16 protein-coding genes, 1 tRNA gene and 1 pseudogene are annotated in these 18,171 nt (G+C 75.2%); 11 read left to right on the top strand and 7 right to left on the bottom strand.

The window, feature by feature from the left end:
- The first annotated feature begins 24 nt into the window (after positions 1-24).
- Entirely contained in the window at positions 25-816 is a 792-nt protein-coding gene (locus AC2RP6_RS00570) for a hypothetical protein (RefSeq protein ID WP_486444337.1), read from the top strand.
- A gap of 406 nt (positions 817-1,222) precedes the next feature.
- A complete protein-coding gene (locus AC2RP6_RS00565) occupies positions 1,223-2,293 on the top strand; it encodes a hypothetical protein (protein WP_486444336.1) in 1,071 nt (356 codons plus the stop codon).
- A 316-nt stretch (positions 2,294-2,609) separates the two neighbouring features.
- On the opposite strand, the gene AC2RP6_RS00560 is transcribed toward AC2RP6_RS00565, so the two are convergent.
- The gene (locus AC2RP6_RS00560; RefSeq protein WP_486444335.1) at positions 2,610-4,217 is read right to left on the bottom strand and encodes an alpha/beta hydrolase; all 1,608 of its coding nucleotides are present in this window, start codon (positions 4,215-4,217) and stop codon (positions 2,610-2,612) included.
- Between the two features lie 1,691 nt (positions 4,218-5,908).
- Here AC2RP6_RS00560 and AC2RP6_RS00555 point away from each other — a divergent pair.
- The 5 genes from AC2RP6_RS00555 to AC2RP6_RS00535 all read left to right on the top strand — a co-directional run bounded on the left by AC2RP6_RS00555 (position 5,909) and on the right by AC2RP6_RS00535 (position 9,536).
- Positions 5,909-6,670, top strand: coding sequence for a YqjF family protein (locus tag AC2RP6_RS00555; RefSeq protein ID WP_486444350.1), 762 nt, complete (start codon positions 5,909-5,911; stop codon positions 6,668-6,670).
- A 280-nt stretch (positions 6,671-6,950) separates the two neighbouring features.
- Positions 6,951-7,523: a hypothetical protein gene (locus tag AC2RP6_RS00550; protein ID WP_486444334.1), complete on the top strand. Its 573-nt coding sequence runs from the start codon at positions 6,951-6,953 to the stop codon at positions 7,521-7,523.
- A gap of 345 nt (positions 7,524-7,868) precedes the next feature.
- Positions 7,869-8,072, top strand: a complete 204-nt coding sequence (locus AC2RP6_RS00545) for a hypothetical protein (RefSeq protein WP_486444333.1) — start codon at positions 7,869-7,871, stop codon at positions 8,070-8,072.
- Between the two features lie 34 nt (positions 8,073-8,106).
- Positions 8,107-8,931: a MerR family transcriptional regulator gene (locus tag AC2RP6_RS00540; protein WP_486444332.1), complete on the top strand. Its 825-nt coding sequence runs from the start codon at positions 8,107-8,109 to the stop codon at positions 8,929-8,931.
- 170 nt (positions 8,932-9,101) lie between these two features.
- Positions 9,102-9,536 carry a hypothetical protein gene (locus AC2RP6_RS00535; protein WP_486444331.1) on the top strand — a complete coding sequence of 145 codons (435 nt, stop codon included), beginning with the start codon at positions 9,102-9,104 and terminating at the stop codon, positions 9,534-9,536.
- Positions 9,537-9,627: 91 nt separating this feature from the next.
- On the opposite strand, the gene AC2RP6_RS00530 is transcribed toward AC2RP6_RS00535, so the two are convergent.
- The 3 genes and pseudogenes from AC2RP6_RS00530 to AC2RP6_RS00520 all read right to left on the bottom strand — a co-directional run.
- Positions 9,628-9,702 (bottom strand) — tRNA-Trp (locus AC2RP6_RS00530).
- 54 nt (positions 9,703-9,756) lie between these two features.
- On the bottom strand, positions 9,757-10,665 hold the full coding sequence (gene puuE, locus AC2RP6_RS00525) for an allantoinase PuuE (RefSeq protein ID WP_486444330.1): 909 nt from the start codon (positions 10,663-10,665) through the stop codon (positions 9,757-9,759).
- Between the two features lie 274 nt (positions 10,666-10,939).
- Positions 10,940-11,788, bottom strand: a pseudogene (locus tag AC2RP6_RS00520) (MmyB family transcriptional regulator); the annotation flags it as partial.
- Positions 11,789-11,904: 116 nt separating this feature from the next.
- Here AC2RP6_RS00520 and AC2RP6_RS00515 point away from each other — a divergent pair.
- The 3 genes from AC2RP6_RS00515 to AC2RP6_RS00505 all read left to right on the top strand — a co-directional run bounded on the left by AC2RP6_RS00515 (position 11,905) and on the right by AC2RP6_RS00505 (position 14,717).
- Positions 11,905-13,329 (top strand): MFS transporter, encoded by a 1,425-nt coding sequence (locus AC2RP6_RS00515; RefSeq protein WP_486444349.1) that lies wholly within the window; start codon positions 11,905-11,907, stop codon positions 13,327-13,329.
- A gap of 113 nt (positions 13,330-13,442) precedes the next feature.
- A complete protein-coding gene (locus tag AC2RP6_RS00510; RefSeq protein ID WP_486444329.1) occupies positions 13,443-13,727 on the top strand; it encodes a DUF3253 domain-containing protein in 285 nt (94 codons plus the stop codon).
- Between the two features lie 585 nt (positions 13,728-14,312).
- Positions 14,313-14,717: an aggregation-promoting factor C-terminal-like domain-containing protein gene (locus AC2RP6_RS00505; RefSeq protein ID WP_486444328.1), complete on the top strand. Its 405-nt coding sequence runs from the start codon at positions 14,313-14,315 to the stop codon at positions 14,715-14,717.
- A gap of 130 nt (positions 14,718-14,847) precedes the next feature.
- Here AC2RP6_RS00505 and AC2RP6_RS00500 read toward each other — a convergent pair whose 3' ends face one another.
- Entirely contained in the window at positions 14,848-15,969 is a 1,122-nt protein-coding gene (locus AC2RP6_RS00500; protein WP_486444327.1) for a serine hydrolase domain-containing protein, read from the bottom strand.
- Between the two features lie 73 nt (positions 15,970-16,042).
- Positions 16,043-16,714 (bottom strand): DUF4097 family beta strand repeat-containing protein, encoded by a 672-nt coding sequence (locus AC2RP6_RS00495; protein WP_486444326.1) that lies wholly within the window; start codon positions 16,712-16,714, stop codon positions 16,043-16,045.
- Between the two features lie 228 nt (positions 16,715-16,942).
- On the opposite strand from AC2RP6_RS00495, the gene AC2RP6_RS00490 reads away from it, so the two are divergent.
- Positions 16,943-17,734 carry a helix-turn-helix domain-containing protein gene (locus AC2RP6_RS00490; protein WP_486444325.1) on the top strand — a complete coding sequence of 264 codons (792 nt, stop codon included), beginning with the start codon at positions 16,943-16,945 and terminating at the stop codon, positions 17,732-17,734.
- Positions 17,735-17,747: 13 nt separating this feature from the next.
- Here AC2RP6_RS00490 and AC2RP6_RS00485 read toward each other — a convergent pair whose 3' ends face one another.
- Entirely contained in the window at positions 17,748-18,161 is a 414-nt protein-coding gene (locus AC2RP6_RS00485; RefSeq protein WP_486444324.1) for an STAS domain-containing protein, read from the bottom strand.
- Positions 18,162-18,171: the final 10 nt, after the last annotated feature.

Raw genomic sequence — 18,171 nt, 5'->3', positions numbered from 1 at the left:
TCCGATCCGATCAGGAGAAACACCATGAACCGTAAGCTCGAGACGTCCGAGTCCACCCGCCCCAAGCGCCGCGGCTTCCGCCTCGCCACCGCCGTCGCGGCCGCCGCGATCGCCGGCGGGATCCTCATCCCCACGTCTTCCGCGATGGCAGCCCCCACCACGTCGGTAGAGAGCGTCGTCAGCCACAACAAGCACGACCACCACAAGCACGACAAGGACCACAAGAAGAAGAAGCGCAACAAGGGCGGCAACACCCAGGGCGGTACGCAGGGTGGCGGTAACGGCAACACCCAGGGCGGTACGCAGGGTGGCGGTAACGGCAACACCCAGGGCGGTACGCAGGGTGGCGGCAATGGCAACACCCAGGGCGGTACGCAGGGTGGCGGTAACGGCAACACCCAGGGCGGTACGCAGGGTGGCGGTAACGGCAACACCCAGGGCGGTACGCAGGGTGGCGGTAACGGCAACACCCAGGGCGGTACGCAGGGTGGCGGTAACGGCAACACCCAGGGCGGTACGCAGGGTGGCGGTAACGGCAACACCCAGGGCGGTACGCAGGGTGGCGGTAACGGCAACACCCAGGGCGGTACGCAGGGTGGCGGTAACGGCAACACCCAGGGCGGAACCCAGGGTGGCGGCAACGGCAACACCCAGGGCGGAACCCAGGGTGGCGGCAACGGCAACACCCAGGGCGGAACCCAGGGTGGCGGCAATGGCAACACCCAGGGCGGAACCCAGGGTGGCGGCAATGGCAACACCCAGGGCGGAACCCAGGGTGGCGGCAATGGCAACACCCAGGGCGGAACCCAGGGCTGATCAGGCCCGCCCCACAGCGCATCACCTCGCAGAGGCTCCTCTGCGAGGTGATGCCGCATGCCCGCCACACCTCCCCACCACCCCCCCTCTCAGCCGTTGCGGTCCCGACCAGGTCGGGACCGCAAACAGTGGCACCCGCGCCCCAAGGCCGCACCGGCCCACCCCCTCCCACACCCCCCACACACACCCGCTCGCCCCCCCTCACCAGGCACGACATGACCGCCCATCCGCCCGCGCATCTGTCAAGCCCCGAATCTCCGTCGCTTTCCCCCTCCGCCCGGAAAGGGCAATCTGAATACAGATAAACCGCTCGGCCACCAAGCGGAACTGAGACACCAGGCAAGTCGAATCCCCGGCTCGCAGAGATTCTCAGAAATCCGGGCCGGCCCATTCAAGGGAGATTTAAATGTCGAGGAAGAAGCACGTCGCCAACATTGCCGGTCTTTCCTGCGTCACCGCGATTCTCGCCGGAACGGCCGGGGTGGCATTCGCCCAGCCTTCCCTGGCCTCCACACTTCCGACCGCGGCTCCTGCGGCGGTGTGCAGCCTGAAGGGCGCAGAGATCCACGGCAACGGCTTCGCCCTCAAGCACACCTACGACGTCAAGCGCAACGGCAAGACCGTCGCCCGCGTCGCTGCCGGACCGAAGGGCGAGATCCGCGTCGGAGTCACCGGCAGCGGCCCGTTCTCCGTCGGCACCGTCAAGTGCACCTCCGCCGGATCCTCCGCGGCCTCCACGAAGACCGACGTGGCAGCGGCAACGGCCCGAGGCGCGGCCGCGGCCCAGCAGGCGGCCCGCGGCGGAGCTTCCAAGACCCAGGCGGCCGCCATCGGCCGGAAGGCGGCGGCCTCGGAAGCCAAGCGGCTCGGACTCGCGCCCGCCGTGGTCAACCAGGTGACCAACAACGTGACGAACATCGTCAACAACACGATCATCGGCGGCTCCAACAACACCATCGGCGGCACCCAGGTCGGCAACGGCAACACCCAGGGCGGAACCCAGGGCGCCGGCAACGGCAACACCCAGGGCGGAACCCAGGGTGGCGGTAACGGCAACACCCAGGGCGGAACCCAGGGTGGCGGTAACGGCAACACCCAGGGCGGGACCCAGGGCGGTGGCACGGGTAACACCCAGGGCGGGACCCAGGGCGGTGGCACGGGTAACACCCAGGGCGGCACGCAGGGTGGCGGCACGGGTAACACCCAGGGCGGGACCCAGGGTGGCGGGACCGGTAACACCCAGGGCGGGACCCAGGGCGGCGGGACCGGTAACACCCAGGGCGGGACCCAGGGTGGCGGGACCGGTAACACCCAGGGCGGGACCCAGGGCGGCGGGACCGGTAACACCCAGGGCGGGACCCAGGGTGGTGGCACGGGTAACACCCAGGGCGGGACCCAGGGTGGCGGCACGGGTAACACCCAGGGCGGGACCCAGGGTGGCGGCGCCGGCAGCACCCAGGGTGGAACCCAGGGCTGACCAGCGACCACCACAGCGGCCACCCGACCTTACGGCCCACGAACGGTCGAGCACGAGCGCAGCACCTCGCAGAGGCGACCACCTCCGCGAGGTGCTGCCGCGCGTTCCGCGCCCCCACACCCCGCCCCGCCCGCCCCCGCCGGATGCGGGTGTCGGCCGGACGGGGCCGGGTAGGCGACGAGTGCGGGGTGCGGTTCTGGCCCTCATGGCTGCGACGGGGACCGCATCCCGCCCAGCCCCCAGCCCCCAGCCCCGGCCCCCGGCCCGGGCCCAGGCGGCCGGTCTGCTCTCTTCGCCCCCGGCCGGGCCCGGTGGCTCAGCGCAGTGCCGGGATCACATCACGCGTCTCGTCGACCTCCAGGACCGCGATACGACGGCCCGCCGGCTCCGGCGGTGTCTCGTCCGCGCACACCGTGCCCCGCGCGGGCAGCGCCAAAGACGCCAGGTAAGCGGTGGCCAGGGCGCTGACGCACGCACTGCGGTTGTAGGCGGTGTGCCCCTCGGCCTCGAAGGTCAGCAGCCGGCCGTTCTCCAGCGTCCCGGCCAGGGCCACGGCGTCCCGGTAGGGGGTGTCGGGGTCCCCGGTCGTACCGAGGACCAGGATCGGGGCGGACCCGGCCGCCCGGTAGGAGCCCTCGAAACGGCTCGGCCGGTCCGCCTGCCACTGCACGCACGCCGGCGCATGGTTGTGGTCGTAGGCGGGCGGACCGAAACCGATCGCCGGCCCAAGCAGCGGAGCCGACGCGGCGTGCGCGCCGACCAGCACGCCCAGCAGGGTCCGGCCGGCCGGATAGACCCGGTCGGTGCACTCCACGGCCGTGTTCACGTTCAGGAAGTCGAACGACGCCGGCGACGGCGGGGCCAGCAGGAACGACGCCTGCCGGTCCTGCGCCGCCCGCAGCGCCTCACCCAGGTAGGGCCAGATCTCCCGGCCCGCGTTGATGTTGAACATCAGCCGGTAGGCGAGGGTGTAGCCGGTGGCCGGGCGGCCGCTCGCGGTGATGACCGGGTCGGCGTCCAGCGCCCGCTTGAGGGCGGCGAAGGCCTCCCGCGGCCGGCCGTCCCCGAACCCGCAGACGGCGGCGTTGCCCGCGCACCAGTCCAGGAACCGCCCGACCGCCGAGTCCAGCGCGGTGAACTGCGCGCCGTCGTAGGCGTAGGGGACGTCGGCGTAGCGGTGCGGGTCGTAGGCCCCGTCCAGGACCATCGCACGCACCCGCCGCGGGAACTGCGCGGCGTAGACGGTACCGACGTAGCTGCCGAACGAACGCCCGTAGAAGGAGAGCTGCCCCTCACCCAGCGCCCGGCGCAGCAGGTCGATGTCCTTGGCGTTCGAGCCGGTACCGACGAACGGCAGCAGGCCGCCGGAGCGTTGCCGGCAGGCAGCCGCGAAGTCCGCGCCCTGGCGCACCGCGGTCCGCAGGGCGCCCGGGCCGGGAACACCGCGCGCCGCGTCGACGGCCGCCGCGTACTGCGTGTCGTCCCAGCACTCCACCTGACCGCTGCGCGCCACACCGCGCATGTCGTACCCGACGACGTCGAAGGATTCGCGCAGGACGGCGGGCAGGGCAGCGCGGCTGTTACGGGCGAAGTCCACACCGGAGTTGCCCGGCCCGCCCGGGTGCAGCAGCAGGACACCCTTGCGGCGGGCGGGACCGGCGGCGAGGTGCCGGGTGACGGCGAGGGCGATCGTGGGCCCGGCGGGCCGGCGGTGGTCCAGCGGTACGCGGGCGGTCGCGCACTCGAAACCGTCCTGCGGGCCGCTGCAGGGCCCCCAGGACAGCACGGGCACGGGCGGGCCGTCCCACAACGCCGCCCCGGCGGGGCCGGGCGCCGCCCCCAGCAGCGCGGTGACCACGATCAGGACGAGGGTCACCGCCCCCGCCACACGCCCGCGCGGGGCGTCGGCACAACGGATCTGCATGCTGCGAACCTCCGTGATGGGCGTCGCGAACGGCCGCCAACGTAGCCGCCCGCCCTGCCGCCGTCGTCCCACCAGGAGTTGATTCCCCGTTACACCCAGCAGGTGACCCGCCCGTAACCACGCCCCACGACGGCACGGAAAGGCGCGGGGGAGTGGGGGGCCCAACCATCCGTTCGGCGGCCGGAGTCCTGTCCTGCGGGCGGCCCCCACCGGCCCCGGGAGACACCGCAGCAACCCAGCCCAGCGAGCCCCCCCCGGGACCCCCATCCCCCCGAGCCCGGCCCCGGTCCCGGCCCGGCCTCCGGGCCCCGCCTCCGGCCGCTGCCTCTGCCTCCGGCCCTCGCTCCCGGGCCCGCTCCCGCTCCCGGGCCCGCTCCCGCTCCCGGGCCCGCTCCCGCTCCCGGGCCCGCTCCCGGGCCCGGCCCGGCCTGTGCCTCCGGCCCGGCCTCTGCCTCCGGCTTCCGCTTACGGGCCCGGCCCCCGCCTCTGCCTCTCCTCCGGCCCTCGCTCCCGGGCCCGGGCCCGCCCCGCTCCCGCCTCCGGGCCGGCCTCCGCCTCCGGGCCAGCTTCCGCCGGCCCCCGCCCCCGGACCCCGCCCCCGGACCCGCTCCCGGGCCCGGCCCCCGCTCCCGGGCCCGGCTCCCGCCTCCGCCTCGGGCCCGGCCCCCAACTCCGGCCTCCCCTTCGGTCTCCGCCTCCGGACCCCACCTCCGGCCTCCGCCTCCGACCCTCCGCGTCCGACCCCCGCCCCCGGACCCGCTCCCGGCCCCCGCCCCCCGGGCTCAGCCCCCGCCCCCCACCTCCGGGCTCGGCCACCGCCTCCGCCTCGGGCCCGGCCCCCAACTCCGGCTTCCCCCTCCGGGCGCGGCCCCCGCCTCCGCCTCGGGCCCGGCCCCCAACTTCGGCCCCAACTTCGGTCTCCGCCTCCGGACCCCACCTCCGGCTTCCGCCTCCGACCCTCCGCGTCCGACCCCCGCTCCCGGGCCCGCCTCCGCCTCCGCCTCGGGCCCGGCCCCCAACTCCGGCCCCAACTTCGGTCTCCGCCTCCGGACCCCACCTCCGGCTTCCGCCTCCGACCCTCCGCGTCCGACCCCCGCTCCCGGGCCCGCCTCCGCCTCCGCCTCGGGCCCGGCCCCCAACTCCGGCCCCAACTTCGGCCTCCGCCTCCGGACCCCACCTCCGGCTTCCGCCTCCGACCCTCCGCGTCCGACCCCCGCTCCCGGGCCCGCCTCCGCCTGCCGCCCCCGCTCCTGGCCCCCGCCCCCCGCCTTCGCCTCGGGCCCGGCCCTCAACTCCGGCCTCCCCTCCGGCCTCCGCCTCCGGCCCGTCCTCCGCGTCCGGCCCCCGCCCCCGGACCCGCTTCCGGGGTCGGCCCCAGCCTTCGCCTCGGGCCCGGCCCTCAACTCCGGCCCCCCTCCGGACCCCACCTCCGGCCCGTCCTCCACCTCCGGCCCCCGCCCCCGGACCCGCTTCCGGGCCCGGCCCCCCCGCCTCCGGGCCCCGCCCCCGCCTCCGGCCCCGACCGGACTGAGCACCACCCGCGGGGCCGCGCGGCGGTGCACCGGCCGACGTGCGGCACCCTGCGGGATACTGACGCGATGCAGCACACGCCGCCCGCCGAGTCCGCCGGGTCCGCCGGGCCGTCCGGGCAGACGGCCGGACCTCCCGTACCGCCCGCCGGGCTGCCCGCCGTGCCGGCCGTCGGGCCGGCCGTCGGGCCGATAACGGCCGACGCGCCCCACCAGCCCGGGGTGGACCGGCCCCTGCTCACGCAGTCCTGGCTCGACCTGACCTTCCTGCACTGGCCCGCCGACCCCGCCGACGTCGCCCCGCTGCTGCCGGCCGGCACCACCCCCGACACCCTGGACGGCGTCACCTACGTCGGCCTCGTCGCGTTCCGCATGCACCGCGTCGGATGGCTGCGCCTGCCCGGCATCCCCTACCTGGGCTCCTTTCCCGAGACCAACGTCCGCCTCTACTCGGTCGACGACCGCGGCCGCCGCGGCGTCGTCTTCCGCTCCCTCGACGCCTCCCGCCTGATCCCGGTCCTCGCCGCCCGTACCGCCTTCCGCCTCCCGTACCAGTGGTCGCGGATGTCCGTCCGCCGCGACGGCCCCGACGACGGCCCCACCCTCACCTACACCAGCCGCCGCCGCTGGCCCGGACCGCGCGGCGCGCACAGCACCCTCACCGTGCGCACCGGCCCGCCGGTCGAGGAGCCGACCGCCCTCGAACACTTCCTCACGGCCCGCTGGGGCCTGCACAGCGACTACCGCGGCCGGCTGCTGTACCTGCCCAACAGCCACCCGCGCTGGCCGCTGCACCACGCCGAACTCCTGTGCTGCGACGAGGACCTGGTGGCCGCGGCCGGCCTGCCCGCGCCCGCCGGGCCCCCGGCGAGCGTGCTGTACTCCCCGGGAGTCCCGGTACGGTTCACCCGCCCCACCGGCTGACTTGCCCCGGCCGTCCGCCCGTTTGACCAGGCGCGGGGCATTGACAGAGCCCGCGGGCACGTGCGACAAAGTCCCCACGTCCGAGGCCGCGCGATGTCCGTTTCTCCGCGGTCCGGCGCCGCCGCAACCGCGAGACGCCGTCCCGGGACGACAGCCCGCCAGGTCCACCCCGCCGCGGTCAGCCCTCGCGTCGCGCCGGTGCGACCGACCGCGACGGACCGCGACCGACCGCGACACCGACCCACCTGAAACACGACGATCGGACCCCGACTTGACCCTCATGCCCGGATCACGCGTGCCCGGCCGGACCTGGACGGTCCGGCTCACCGGCCACGCCGATCACAGCGCCTCCGTCACCTGCAGCACCGAAGCCTGCCGGATGCCGCCCCGTTCGAAGGACACCGCGGCCCTGAAGCGGTTCGCCGCCGAACACGTCCGGGCCCACGCACGGCTGGCCACCGTCCGCCCCGACACCGCCTGCGCCTGCCGGGCCGCGCAGTGCGCGCTCCACGAGACCCGCACCCAGTGCACCGGCTCCACCCTCCTGGTCCTGGTCCACAACCCGGCCGTGGGACAGGTCTGGACGCTCACCGAGATCTGCCAGTCCTGCGCACCGCTCATCCCGCACACCGCGATCCTCGGCCGGTCCCAGCCCCAGCCCCGCACCCAGGGCCGCCCGGCCGCCGCCCCCGCCACGACCCCCGCCACGGCACCCGCGGTACCGGCGCCGGCCGCCGCACCGGCCCCGCTGCCCGTCGCGGGCGGGTTCTCCTCACCCCAGGCCGCCCCCGAGGCCCCGGCCGCCCGACGCCGCCCCCAGCGCCGCACCGCCCGCCCCCGCCGCGCCTCCTGACCGCCGGCCGCGCCGGGCCCCTCCCCGCCTCGCCGAACTGGGCGGCCCCGCCGGCCCCGCCGGCCCCGCACTGCACCCGGCCCTCGCCACCGCACGGGGCGCCCGCCACACCGAGGACCGCCTCGCCGCGGCCGACGCCCTCCTCGTCCTGGCCGCACGCGGCGAACAGGACACCGCCCTCCTGGGACGCGACCTCGCCGAACCGCTGCGCGCCTGGGCACCGTCAAACCCAACCCGCCGGCCGACACGGCCCGCACGGCCGCGGCGAGCGGAGCGTACGCGACGGCCCGGGGCGGTCCTGGACGGGGCCCTGCCCGCCGTCCTGGACGGGCCCTGCCCGCCGCCTTGGAGGACGGCCCGGCCCGCGGCGCCGGTGAACTCCTCGCCGCGGCCGCCGCCTGCGTGGAGCACCGCGGCGCCACCGGCCCGTGGCCCGAGAGCCTGACCGCGGCCGCCGCCCGCCCGGGCACCTCCCGGCTCGCCACCCGGGCCCGCCGCCTGCGCACCGCCCTGCACCCGTCCCCGCAGCCCCCGCCGCGGCCGGGTTGACCCTGCCCCCGGGGGAGAGGGGAGGGTAGCGGCCATGGAGGAAGAAGCACTGCTCAGCATCGGCGTGTTCGCCCGCCGGGCCCGGCTGTCGCACAAGGCCCTGCGGCTGTACGACCGCCACGGCCTGCTGCCGCCCGACCACGTCGACCCCGTCACCGGCTACCGCTCCTACCGGGCCGACCGGCTCGCCGCCGCCCGGCTCATCGTGCGGCTGCGCGGGCTGGACATGCCGCTGGCCGACGTCGGCCGGGTGCTGGCCGCCCCGGCGCCGGAGGCGGCCCGGCTGGTGGCCGCGTACTGGGACGACGTCGAGCGACGGCACGCGGCCCGCCGCGAGCTGGCGGCGCACCTGCGCATCCATCTGCTCGGAGACGAAGGGATCCTGGACATGTACGAGATCGAGCAGCGCGAGGTGCCGGAGCAGCTGGTCCTCACCGAACAGCGGCACATCACCCCCGAGGAGCTGCCCCACTGGATCCCCGCCGCGATGGGCCGGCTGCTGCCGGTGGCGCAGGCGCACGGGGGCGTCAGCGGCCACCCCTTCGTCGTCTACCACGGCGAGGTCACCGAGGACGGCGACGGCCCCGTGGAGCTCTGCGTCCCGGTGGATCCCGCCCGCGCCGGCCGGCTCCCGGCGCCGTGGCGCACCGAACCGGCCCACACCCAGGCCTACACCCGGCTGACCAGGGCACAGGTGGCCTACCCGCAGATCCTCTCCGCCTACGACGCGGTCCACGCCTGGGCGCAGCGCGAGTCCCGCACGGTCTCGGCGGCCCCCCGCGAGGTCTACTTCGCCGACTGGTCCGGGATCGGCCCGTCCGACCCGGCCTGCGACATCGCGGTCCCGCTGGCCGACTGATCCGGTGCGCAGCGGGGGAGGCGCGCGGGGCTGTCACGCGCCTGTGACAGTCGGCGGACAGCTTCATGAAGTCCGGCAGCCAGTCTTTTCACCAGAGAACAAAACAGACATTTCGCCACAAGTTCTCTGGAACGGTCCCCCTCCCCCCGCCTCTGACTGGAGCCACTCCCATGGTCCGCACCACCTCCCGCAAGCAGCGTTTCGCCCTGTACGCCGTCTCGGCCGCGATCGTCGGAGCGGGCGCCCTGGTCCCCACCAGCGCCTTCGCCGCCCCGACGGCGCCCACGACGACCACGGTCGCTGCCGGTCACGTGGACCACGCCCAGAGCGGTCACGACAGCCACGGCAAGAAGGACACCTGGGGGAACAAGAACAAGAAGGACAGCAAGCACGGCAAGGACAAGAAGAACACCAAGCACGGCAAGAAGGACAAGGTCCGCGACGTGGAGAACATGCCGGGCTGCAAGTTCTACAAGGGCAAGGTCTACTGCGAGCACAAGCCCGACAAGCCCGCCCCGGCCCCGGCGCCGAACCCCAACCCCGCGCCGAACCCCAACCCCGCCCCGGCCCCCAACCCCGCCCCGGCCCCCAAGGCCGGAATCTGACCCGCCGTGCGGCCCCGGCCGCACCGGCCGCCGCCCCCGCCGCACCCCCCCACCCGGGGGGCCCGGCGGGGGCGGCCGCACGCGCGCGGGACGGAGCCGGCCGGATTCGAACCGGCGTCCTCACGGTTTTGGAGACCGCGCGCGACGACCTCTGCGCTACGACCCCGCCCCGCCGGCATCCTAAGGGCCGCCGCCCGCACGGACCCCGCCGCGCACACCCTCACCGCACCGCAGGGTGCGCCGCCAGCCAGTGCCGGGCGATCTCCTCCCGCGTCGCCACCCACGCCCCGCCCCGCCGCGCGACGTGCGCGAGGAAACCGTCGAGCGCACGGATCCGCCCCGGCCGCCCGATGATCCGGCAGTGCAGGCCCACACTCATCATCCGCGGCCGCTCCCCGCCCTCGGCGCGCAGCGTCTCGAAGGTGTCGACGAGGTAGGCGAGCATGTCGTCCGCGGTCGTGAAGCCGTGGACGATCAGGAACTTGAAGTCGTTGACGTCCAGGCTGTACGGCACCACCAGATGCGGGCGCCCGCCGCTCTCCACGTAGAACGGCAGATCGTCGGAGTAGTCGTCGCTGTCATAGAGGAAACCGCCCTCCCCGACCACCAGGCGCCGCGTGTTCGCACTGGTCCGGCCCGTGTACCAGCCCACCGGCCGGCGTCCCACCAGCCGCGCGATCGTCGCCGCCGTGGCCGCGACGTCGGCCCGCTCCACCTCCTCGGGCACCTGCCGGTAGTCGATCCAGCGCCGGCCGTGGCCCGCCACCTCCCAGCCCGCGGCCCCCATCGCGCGCGCCGCCTGCGGATTGCGCTCCAACGCCTGACCCACCGCGAAAACGGTCAGCGGCGCACCGTGCGCCGCGAGCGTGCGGTGGACCCGCCAGAAACCGGCCCGCGCACCGTAGGCGAACATCGACTCCACGTTCAGGTCCCGCCCGCCCGTCACGGGGGGCGCACCGACGATCTCGTGGAGGTACCCCTCCGACGCCGCATCGCCCTCCAGGACGTTCTGCTCCCCGCCCTCCTCGTAGTTCAGCACGAGGCTGACCGCGACCCGGGCACCGCCCGGCCACGCGGCGTGCGGCGGCTCGGCGCCGTACCCGACGAGGTCACGCTGCTGCTCGGACACGGCCGCACCCTACCCCCGCCCGCCCCCGCACCCCGGCCCGCCGCTCCGCACACCCGCCCACCGCCCACCGCCCCGGCGGGCACCGGCCCCAGGGGGGGTGTTCCGCTGTTCCGCCGACTCAGACCTCCGCCGCGACCCCGCCCCGCACCCCGCCGAGACCCCCGCCGAGACCCCCGCCCAGGTCCCCGCCGAGACCCCCGCCGAGACCCCCGCCCAGGTCCCCGCCGAGACCCCCGCCCGGGTCCCCGCCCAGGTCCCCGCCCCGTGCCCGGGCGCGCTGCCCCGCCAGCGCCTCCAGGCGCTCCATCCGCTCCCGCGTCGGCCCGTCCAGCGGCACGTACGACACCAGCCGCGCACCCGACCCCGGCCCCAGCCACAACGTGGTGTGCTCCACGTGCAGCAGCCCCACGTACTCGTTGCGCAGGTACTTCGCCTTCGAGCTCTGCCCCACCACCTCGCGCCGCGCCCACACCTCCCGGAACTCCGCCGACGCCCCCTCCAGCCGCGCCAGCAGCGCCTGCCACGCCGGGTCCGTCAGATGCCCGGCCATCGCCGCCCGGAACTTCGCCGCCATCAGCCGCAGCGTCGCCGGCAGATCCACCACCGCCGCCCGCCACCGCGCATCGGTGAACGCCAGCCACATGCAGTTGCGGTCCTGCGGCGCCAGCGCGTCCATGTCCCCCAGCAGCAGCCCGTACGCCGGGTTGTGGGCGAGGATGTCGTACCGGCTGTTCTGCACGCACGCCGCAATGGGCCCCAGCTGCTCCAGCACCGCCCGCACCGCCGGCGTCACGCTCGGACACTGCGCCGGCGGCGCCGGATCCTGACTCCCCGCCAGCGCGAACAGATGCGCCCGCTCACTCACGTCCAGCAGCAGCGCCCGCGCCAGCGCGTCCAGCACCTGCCCCGACACCTGGATGTCCCGCGCCTGCTCCAGCCACGTGTACCAGGTCACCCCCACCGACGACAGGTGCGCCACCTCCTCACGGCGCAGCCCCGGAGTACGCCGGCGCGGCCCGCGCACCAGCCCCACCCGCTCGGGGGTGATCCGCTCCCGCCGGCTGCGCAGGAACTCCGCCAGCTCGTGCCGGCGCACATCACTTCCAGGGGCCACCGTGGTCATACGCCCCAGCCTGCCGCAGCGCCGATCCTGTTGCCAGGTACTCCTGGTACCCGGACAATGCCACTCTGGCAGCCGTCCGCGGCCCGGGCGAGCGTCGAGGGGTGACCGACACCCGCCTGCCCGCCTCCGCCGCGCCGACCGCGCCCGCGGACCGCCCCGCCGCCGCCCACCTCAGCGGCCCCGGACTGTTCACCGTCCTGCTCGGCGCCGCCCTGCCCCTGATCGACTTCTTCATCGTCAACGTCGCCCTCACCTCCATCGAGCACGACCTCGCCGCCGGCCCCGCCCTGCTCGAACTGATCATCGGCGGATACGGCGTCGCCTACGCCGCCCTGCTCGTCCTCGGCGGCCGGATCGGCGACAGCCTCGGCCGCCGCCGCCTCTTCCTCACCGGCCTGGCCGCCTTCGGCGTCACCTCACTCGCCTGCGGCCTCGCCCCCGACGCCCGGACCCTCGTCGCCGCACGCATCGCCCAGGGCGCGGCCTCCGCCCTCATGCTCCCGCAGGTCCTCGCCACCATCCAGGCCACCACCACCGGCCCCCGCCGGGCCCGCGCCATGAGCCTCTACGGCGCCACCGCCGGCCTGTCCATGGTCACCGGCCAGATCCTCGGCGGCCTCCTGGTCGCCGCCGACCTCGCCGGAACCGGCTGGCGCGCCGTCTTCCTCGTCAACGTCCCCGTCGTCCTCCTCGCCCTCCTCCTCGCCCTCCGCACCGTCCCCGACACCCGCGCCGGCCGCCCCGCCGCCGTCGACGTCCCCGGCACCGCCCTCCTGGCCCTCGCCCTGCTCTGCCTCCTGCTCCCGCTCACCGAGGGCCGCGCCGCCGGCTGGCCCCTGTGGACCTGGTTCTCCCTCGCCCTCTTCCCCCTCGCCGCAGCCGCCTTCTACCTCACCGAACGCCGCGCCGACCGGGCCGGCCGCACCCCGCTGGTCCCCCCGAGCCTGCTGCGCCTGGACTCGCTGCGCCGCGGCCTGCTCCTGCTGGTGCCGTTCTCGGCCGGCTTCAGCGGCTTCATGTTCACCCTCGCCGTCACCCTCCAGCAGGGCCTGGGCATGGGCCCGGTCACCGCGGGCCTGGCCCTGGTGCCGATGGCCCTGGCCTTCTTCGGTGCCTCCCTGGCCGGGCCGCGCCTGGTCAGCCGCTTCGGCACCCGCGTGATCACCGCCGGCGGCCTGGTCCAGGGGGCGGGCATCGCCCTGCTCCTGGCCACCCTCCACCACGCCGGCCCCGGACCCGGCCCGGCCGCCCTGGCCCCCGGCGTGTTCCTGGCAGGCCTGGGCCAGGGCCTGCAGCTGCCCGTCCTGATGCGGCTGATGCTCTCCGACGTACCCGCCGACCGCGCCGGAGTGGGCAGCGGCGTCATGATCACCACCCAGCAGTCCTCCCTCGCCCTCGGCGTCGCCGTCCTCGGCAGCCTCTTCCTCGCCCTGGCCCCCACCGCCGGCCTGCGCGAAGCGGCCGCCGCCACCCTGCTGGTCCAGCTCGCCCTGATCGCCCTGACCGTCCTGCTCAGTCTGCGCCTTCCCCGCATGCGCTGACCCCGCCCGGCCCTCCCGCCCGGCCCTCCCGCCCTGCCGCGGAACGCCGCCGGCCGGGGGAGCGGCGGCGGCGTACCGTGACCGCCGCCGGCGCGCGGTGCGAGACTGGCGCCGTGACAGACAGCGACCGGCAGGCCGACCGGCAGCGGGACCGGCGGCTGGAGCGGGCCATCCTCCAGCTCCTGGAGGACCGGGCCCCGACCGCGACGATCTGTCCCTCCGACGCCGCGCGGGCCGTGTACGAGGGGGACGGCGACGGCTGGCGCGCGCTCATGGAACCGGCCCGCCGCGCCGCCCGGCGGCTGGTCGCCGCCGGGAAGGTCGAGATCACCCAGGGCGGCCGCCGGGTCGACCCGGCCAAGGCCCGCGGCCCGATCCGCATCCGCCGCACCCCCTGACCCGGCCCGCACCCCCGGCCGGCCCGCAGCGCCAGGGCCCGGTCCGCCGCCACCCCCGGCCGGTCCGCCGCCACCCCCGGCCGGCCCGCCGCCGCTCCGACCGGCCCGCCACGCCCTGACCCGGCCCGCCGCGCCCTGGCCCGGGCTGCGCCCAGGATGGTCCGCTCTCCAGCCCTTATCTCCTTAGATTCCGGTGTAATTCGGACATTCGGGTCGGTCTCTTGAAGGGTACGGGTGGTCACGCGGGGTGAGATCGCGGGGGTCCGGAGGTGAGCCGCCCCATAGGACTCACGTCACACACGAACCGGGGTAGTAGACCCGGGAGGCCCTCTTCCGGCCCGGGGGATGCCGCCTCCCTGCGCGGATCCCGTCCCGTGCGCCCCCCGGGCCGGCGGTCCCCGACTGCGAAGCCCCCTAGTAATGGCGGTCGTTGCCAGGGCGGCGGGGCGTCGGTAGAACTGGATGAGTCGCCGGGCGGCACGGGTCCATCACCCGCCGCCGACGAACCCCTCTCCACCGCGTGAGTGGCTCACGCATGCCTCGGGCATGCCGCGACCGCCCTTGTCCCCTGTGGAAGGTATCTCCGTGTCCCACGCCGTCATCCGTCGCATCGCTGCTTCCAAGAAGGCCCTCGCCGGCTCCGTCGTCGCCCTGGGTGTCGCCGGGTCCATGCTCGCCGCGGTCCCCGCCCAGGCGGCCCCGACGAGCGCCAAGGCGATCGCCCAGCAGATGATCAAGGACCCGGCGCAGTTCGCGGCCTTCAGCAACATCGTGTCCCGCGAGAGCGGCTGGAACCACACCGCCACGAACGCCTCCTCCGGCGCGTACGGCCTGGTCCAGGCCCTGCCGGCCTCGAAGATGGCCTCCGCGGGCGCCGACTGGAAGACCAACCCGGCCACCCAGATCAAGTGGGGCCTGGACTACATGAACTCGCGCTACGGCAGCCCCGTCGGCGCCTGGAACTTCTGGCAGACCCACCACTGGTACTGAGCCACCACTGGTACTGAGCCGCTCCTGGTACTGAGCCGCCGGCGCAGGTCCGCCCGCAGCACTGAAGACGCCCCGCCCGGGATCTCCCGGGCGGGGCGTCTTCTTCGTGTGCGCACGGGTGCTGTCCACCTCAGCCGGCGGGCGGGCCGAACACCTCCCCGACCAGGCGCTGCGTCGCCCGGGCGAACGGCTCGGCCAGGGACTGCGCGGGGTCGTCCACGTAGTTCAGCGCGGCGGTCAGGGTCGTGCCGCCGTCGGGCGTGCTGTACATCAGCGCCGCGTGGCCGGCGATGCCGCCGTTGTGGGTGATGACGGGGCCGCGGCCGGTGTCCTGGACCATCACGCCCAGCCCGTAGCCGGCCTTCGCCTCCGGCGTGCACATCTGCTCCAGCAGTCCGGCCGGCAGCAGCCTGCCGCCGACGAGGGCGCGGATGAAGGTGTGCAGGTCCCGGGTGGTGGAGATCATGTCGCCGCCGCTGGAGATCCAGGAGGGGTTCTGGCGGGTGACGTCGACCGTCGTGGTCCTACCGTCCTCCTCGTAGCGGTAGTAGGCGTGGGCGTGCGGGGCGGGGACCTCCTGTCCGGTCTCCGGCGCCAGGGTGTCCGCCAGGCCCAGCGGCTGCAGGATGTGCTCGCGCATCACCTCGGGCAGCGGGCGGCCGGTGACCTCCTCGATCAGCAGCCGGGCCAGCACGTAGTTGGTGTTGGAGTAGCTCCAGTCCGTCCCCGGCTCGAACCGCGCCGGCTTCGACAGCGCCAGCCGCACCAGTTCCTGCGGCCGGTAGGTCCGGAACCGGCCCTCCACCCACTCCCGGCCCTGCCAGACGATCCCCGGGGTGACCGTCCCGTCCTCGAAGTACTCGCCGGTGAAGTTGAAGATCCCGCTGGTGTGCTGCAGCAGCATCCGCACCGTGATCCGCCGGTCCAGCCCGAACCCGGGCAGGTGGCCGGCCACCGGGTCCTCCAGGGCGAGGGCGCCCGCGGCCACCAGCCGCAGCACCAGGGTCGCGGTGAAGGTCTTGGTGACGCTGCCGATCCGGGTCCGCCCGTCGGCCGGCGGCGCGGCGCTCCCGCCCGGCTCGGCCGCCCCGGCGGTGCCCACCCACTCGCCGCGCGCGTCGTGCACGCGCAGCTGTATCCCGGTGATGCCGGCGGCGACGACCTCCTCCATGGCCTTCTGCAGCTCCGGCCGCTCCGGCCCGGCCCCGGCCGCCGGCGCGCCGGCGGCCTCGCGGGTGCTGTTCGTCGTCATGGTTGCTGCTCCTCAAAGGCTCGTGCGGTCAGGGCGGCAGGGCCCGCGCCCCGCGGGGCGCCGGCCCTGCGGGTCAGAGGCTGCGGGCGGTGATGTCGCCGTAGGCGGTGGTCGCCCGGATCTCGAGCCGGTCGGCGGCGCCCTCGGTGCTGTGGAGCGCGTTGTGGACCCGGCCGTAGGAGGTGCCGGCGTCCAGGGAGGCGCTGACCCCGCGGGCCGCGCCGACGAAGATCTCGCCGGCCTCGGTGCGCAGGACGACCGTGCCGCGCACCGCCTCGGCGATGCGCAGGTCGCCCTTCTGGGTGCTGATCTGCGCCGGGCCGCCCAGGCGGCCGACGGAGATGTCGCCGGCCATGAGGGCCAGGCGGGCGCCGGCGGTCTCGTCGAGCTTGACCGAGCCCTGCGCGCCTTCGAAGGAGACCTCCCCGAGCCGTCCGACGCCGCGGAACTCGGCGGCGGCCGTCTTCGCCTCGACGCGGGAGCCGGAGGGCAGCCGGACGGTCACCTCCACGGAGCCCGAGCCGCCGAGGATCCGGTTCTTCGCCGGTGCGGCCTCGATCCGCAGGACGCCGTCGGCGAAGGTGACCGCGGTCTGCTCCGCCGCCTTCACATCGCGGCCCTTGGCGGCGTCCGCGGGGAGGACCTCGACCACGGTGTCGGCGCGGTCGGCGGCGATGAGGCGCACGCGCCCCGCGGGGATGTCCAGGACGGCGGCGATCGCGGCGGGGGTGTCGAACTTCTGCATCGTTCTCTCCTCGGACTCGTTGTTTCTGATGCCCTGAACGCTACGTTGCTTTCTATGTCCCTTCAACATCTTCATTGCGTCCGACTTCAATAATGGCAGCTCAAAGCAGGGAATTCGTTGCAACGGCTCTCCCGCTTAACGCAACGTCAGACCAGGGGGCGTTGCAATGAAATGAGGGTGAACGCTAAGGTGGGGGTGCAGCCCGAAAAAGGAACGAAGGAGAGCGCGATGCCCGGAGGCAGGCTCACCCAGCCCGAACGCCAGCAGATCGCACTGGGCCTGGCCGACGGCCTCGCCTACGCGGAGATCGCCCGACGCCTGGACCGCCCCACCTCCACCGTCACGCGCGAGGTGCTCCGCAACGGCGGCCCCACCGCCTACCGTGCCGACCTGGCCCACCGCGCCACCGAACACCGCGCCCAGCGCCGCAGGACCCCCGCCCCCCGCGGCCCGGAGGCCTCCCCGCAGCCTCACGGACGCGACGCCGAGGCCGTGCACGCGTACGAGGAGACCTTCACCACCGTCCTCATGGCCTCGGGCATGCCCAAGATGACGGCCCGGGTCATGGCCTGCCTGACCCTCACCGACAGCGGCAGCCTCACCGCGTCCGAACTCGCCCGGCACCTGCAGGTCAGCCCGGCGTCCATCTCCAAGGCGGTCGCGTTCCTCGACAGCCAGGGCCTGGTCCGCCGGGAACGCGACGAACGCCGCCGCGAGCGCTACGTCGTCGACAACGACGTCTGGTACCAGTCGATGATGGCCAGCGCCCGCGCCACCGCCCACCTCGTCGAGATCGCCCGCGAGGGCGTCGGCGTCCTCGGCCCCCGCACCCCGGCCGCCACCCGCCTGGAGAACATCGCCCGCTTCGCCGACTTCGTCTCCGAAAGCATCGCCCGCGCCGCCGAACAGGCCCGCGACATCCTCCACGCCCAACCCGCCCCCGAACCCGACCCCGCACCCGGATCCGGCCCCGGCCCCGGCCCCGCGCCCGGATCCGGCCCCGGATCCCCGTCGCGGTGAGGCCGGCGCTGCGTCAGGCCGGCGGCGGGGGCGGGCCGGCCGTGCCCGGGCCGGTGGGGTCGCAGGGCCCGTCCTCGCGGGGGAAGAGGGGCGCCGAGCCGGTCATCTGCAGCAGGCGCTGGAGCTGGGGAGCCGGATCCGCCAGGTGGATCACGGTGCCGGCCTCGACGGCCCGCAGCCGCGCCGAGAGCAGCGCGTTGAGCCCCGAGGAATCACAGAAGGTGACGCGGCTGAAGTCCGTGACGATGCGGTCGGCCTGCGAGGCGCCGACGTGGGCGATGGCCCGCGCCAGCGCGCGGCTCAGGAACGGCGCGGTGACGATGTCGATCTCACCGGCGGGCCGCACCGCGACCACCCGGCCGACGATCTCGACGACGGGCTCCGCACCGGGCTGCGCACCCGTGGCCCGGTCGGGGTGTTCGGCCATGGGATCCCTC

The sequence above is a fragment of the Streptomyces sp. WAC03905 genome, assembly GCF_057371075.1.
This window is presented reverse-complemented; position numbering and strand designations above follow the sequence as displayed.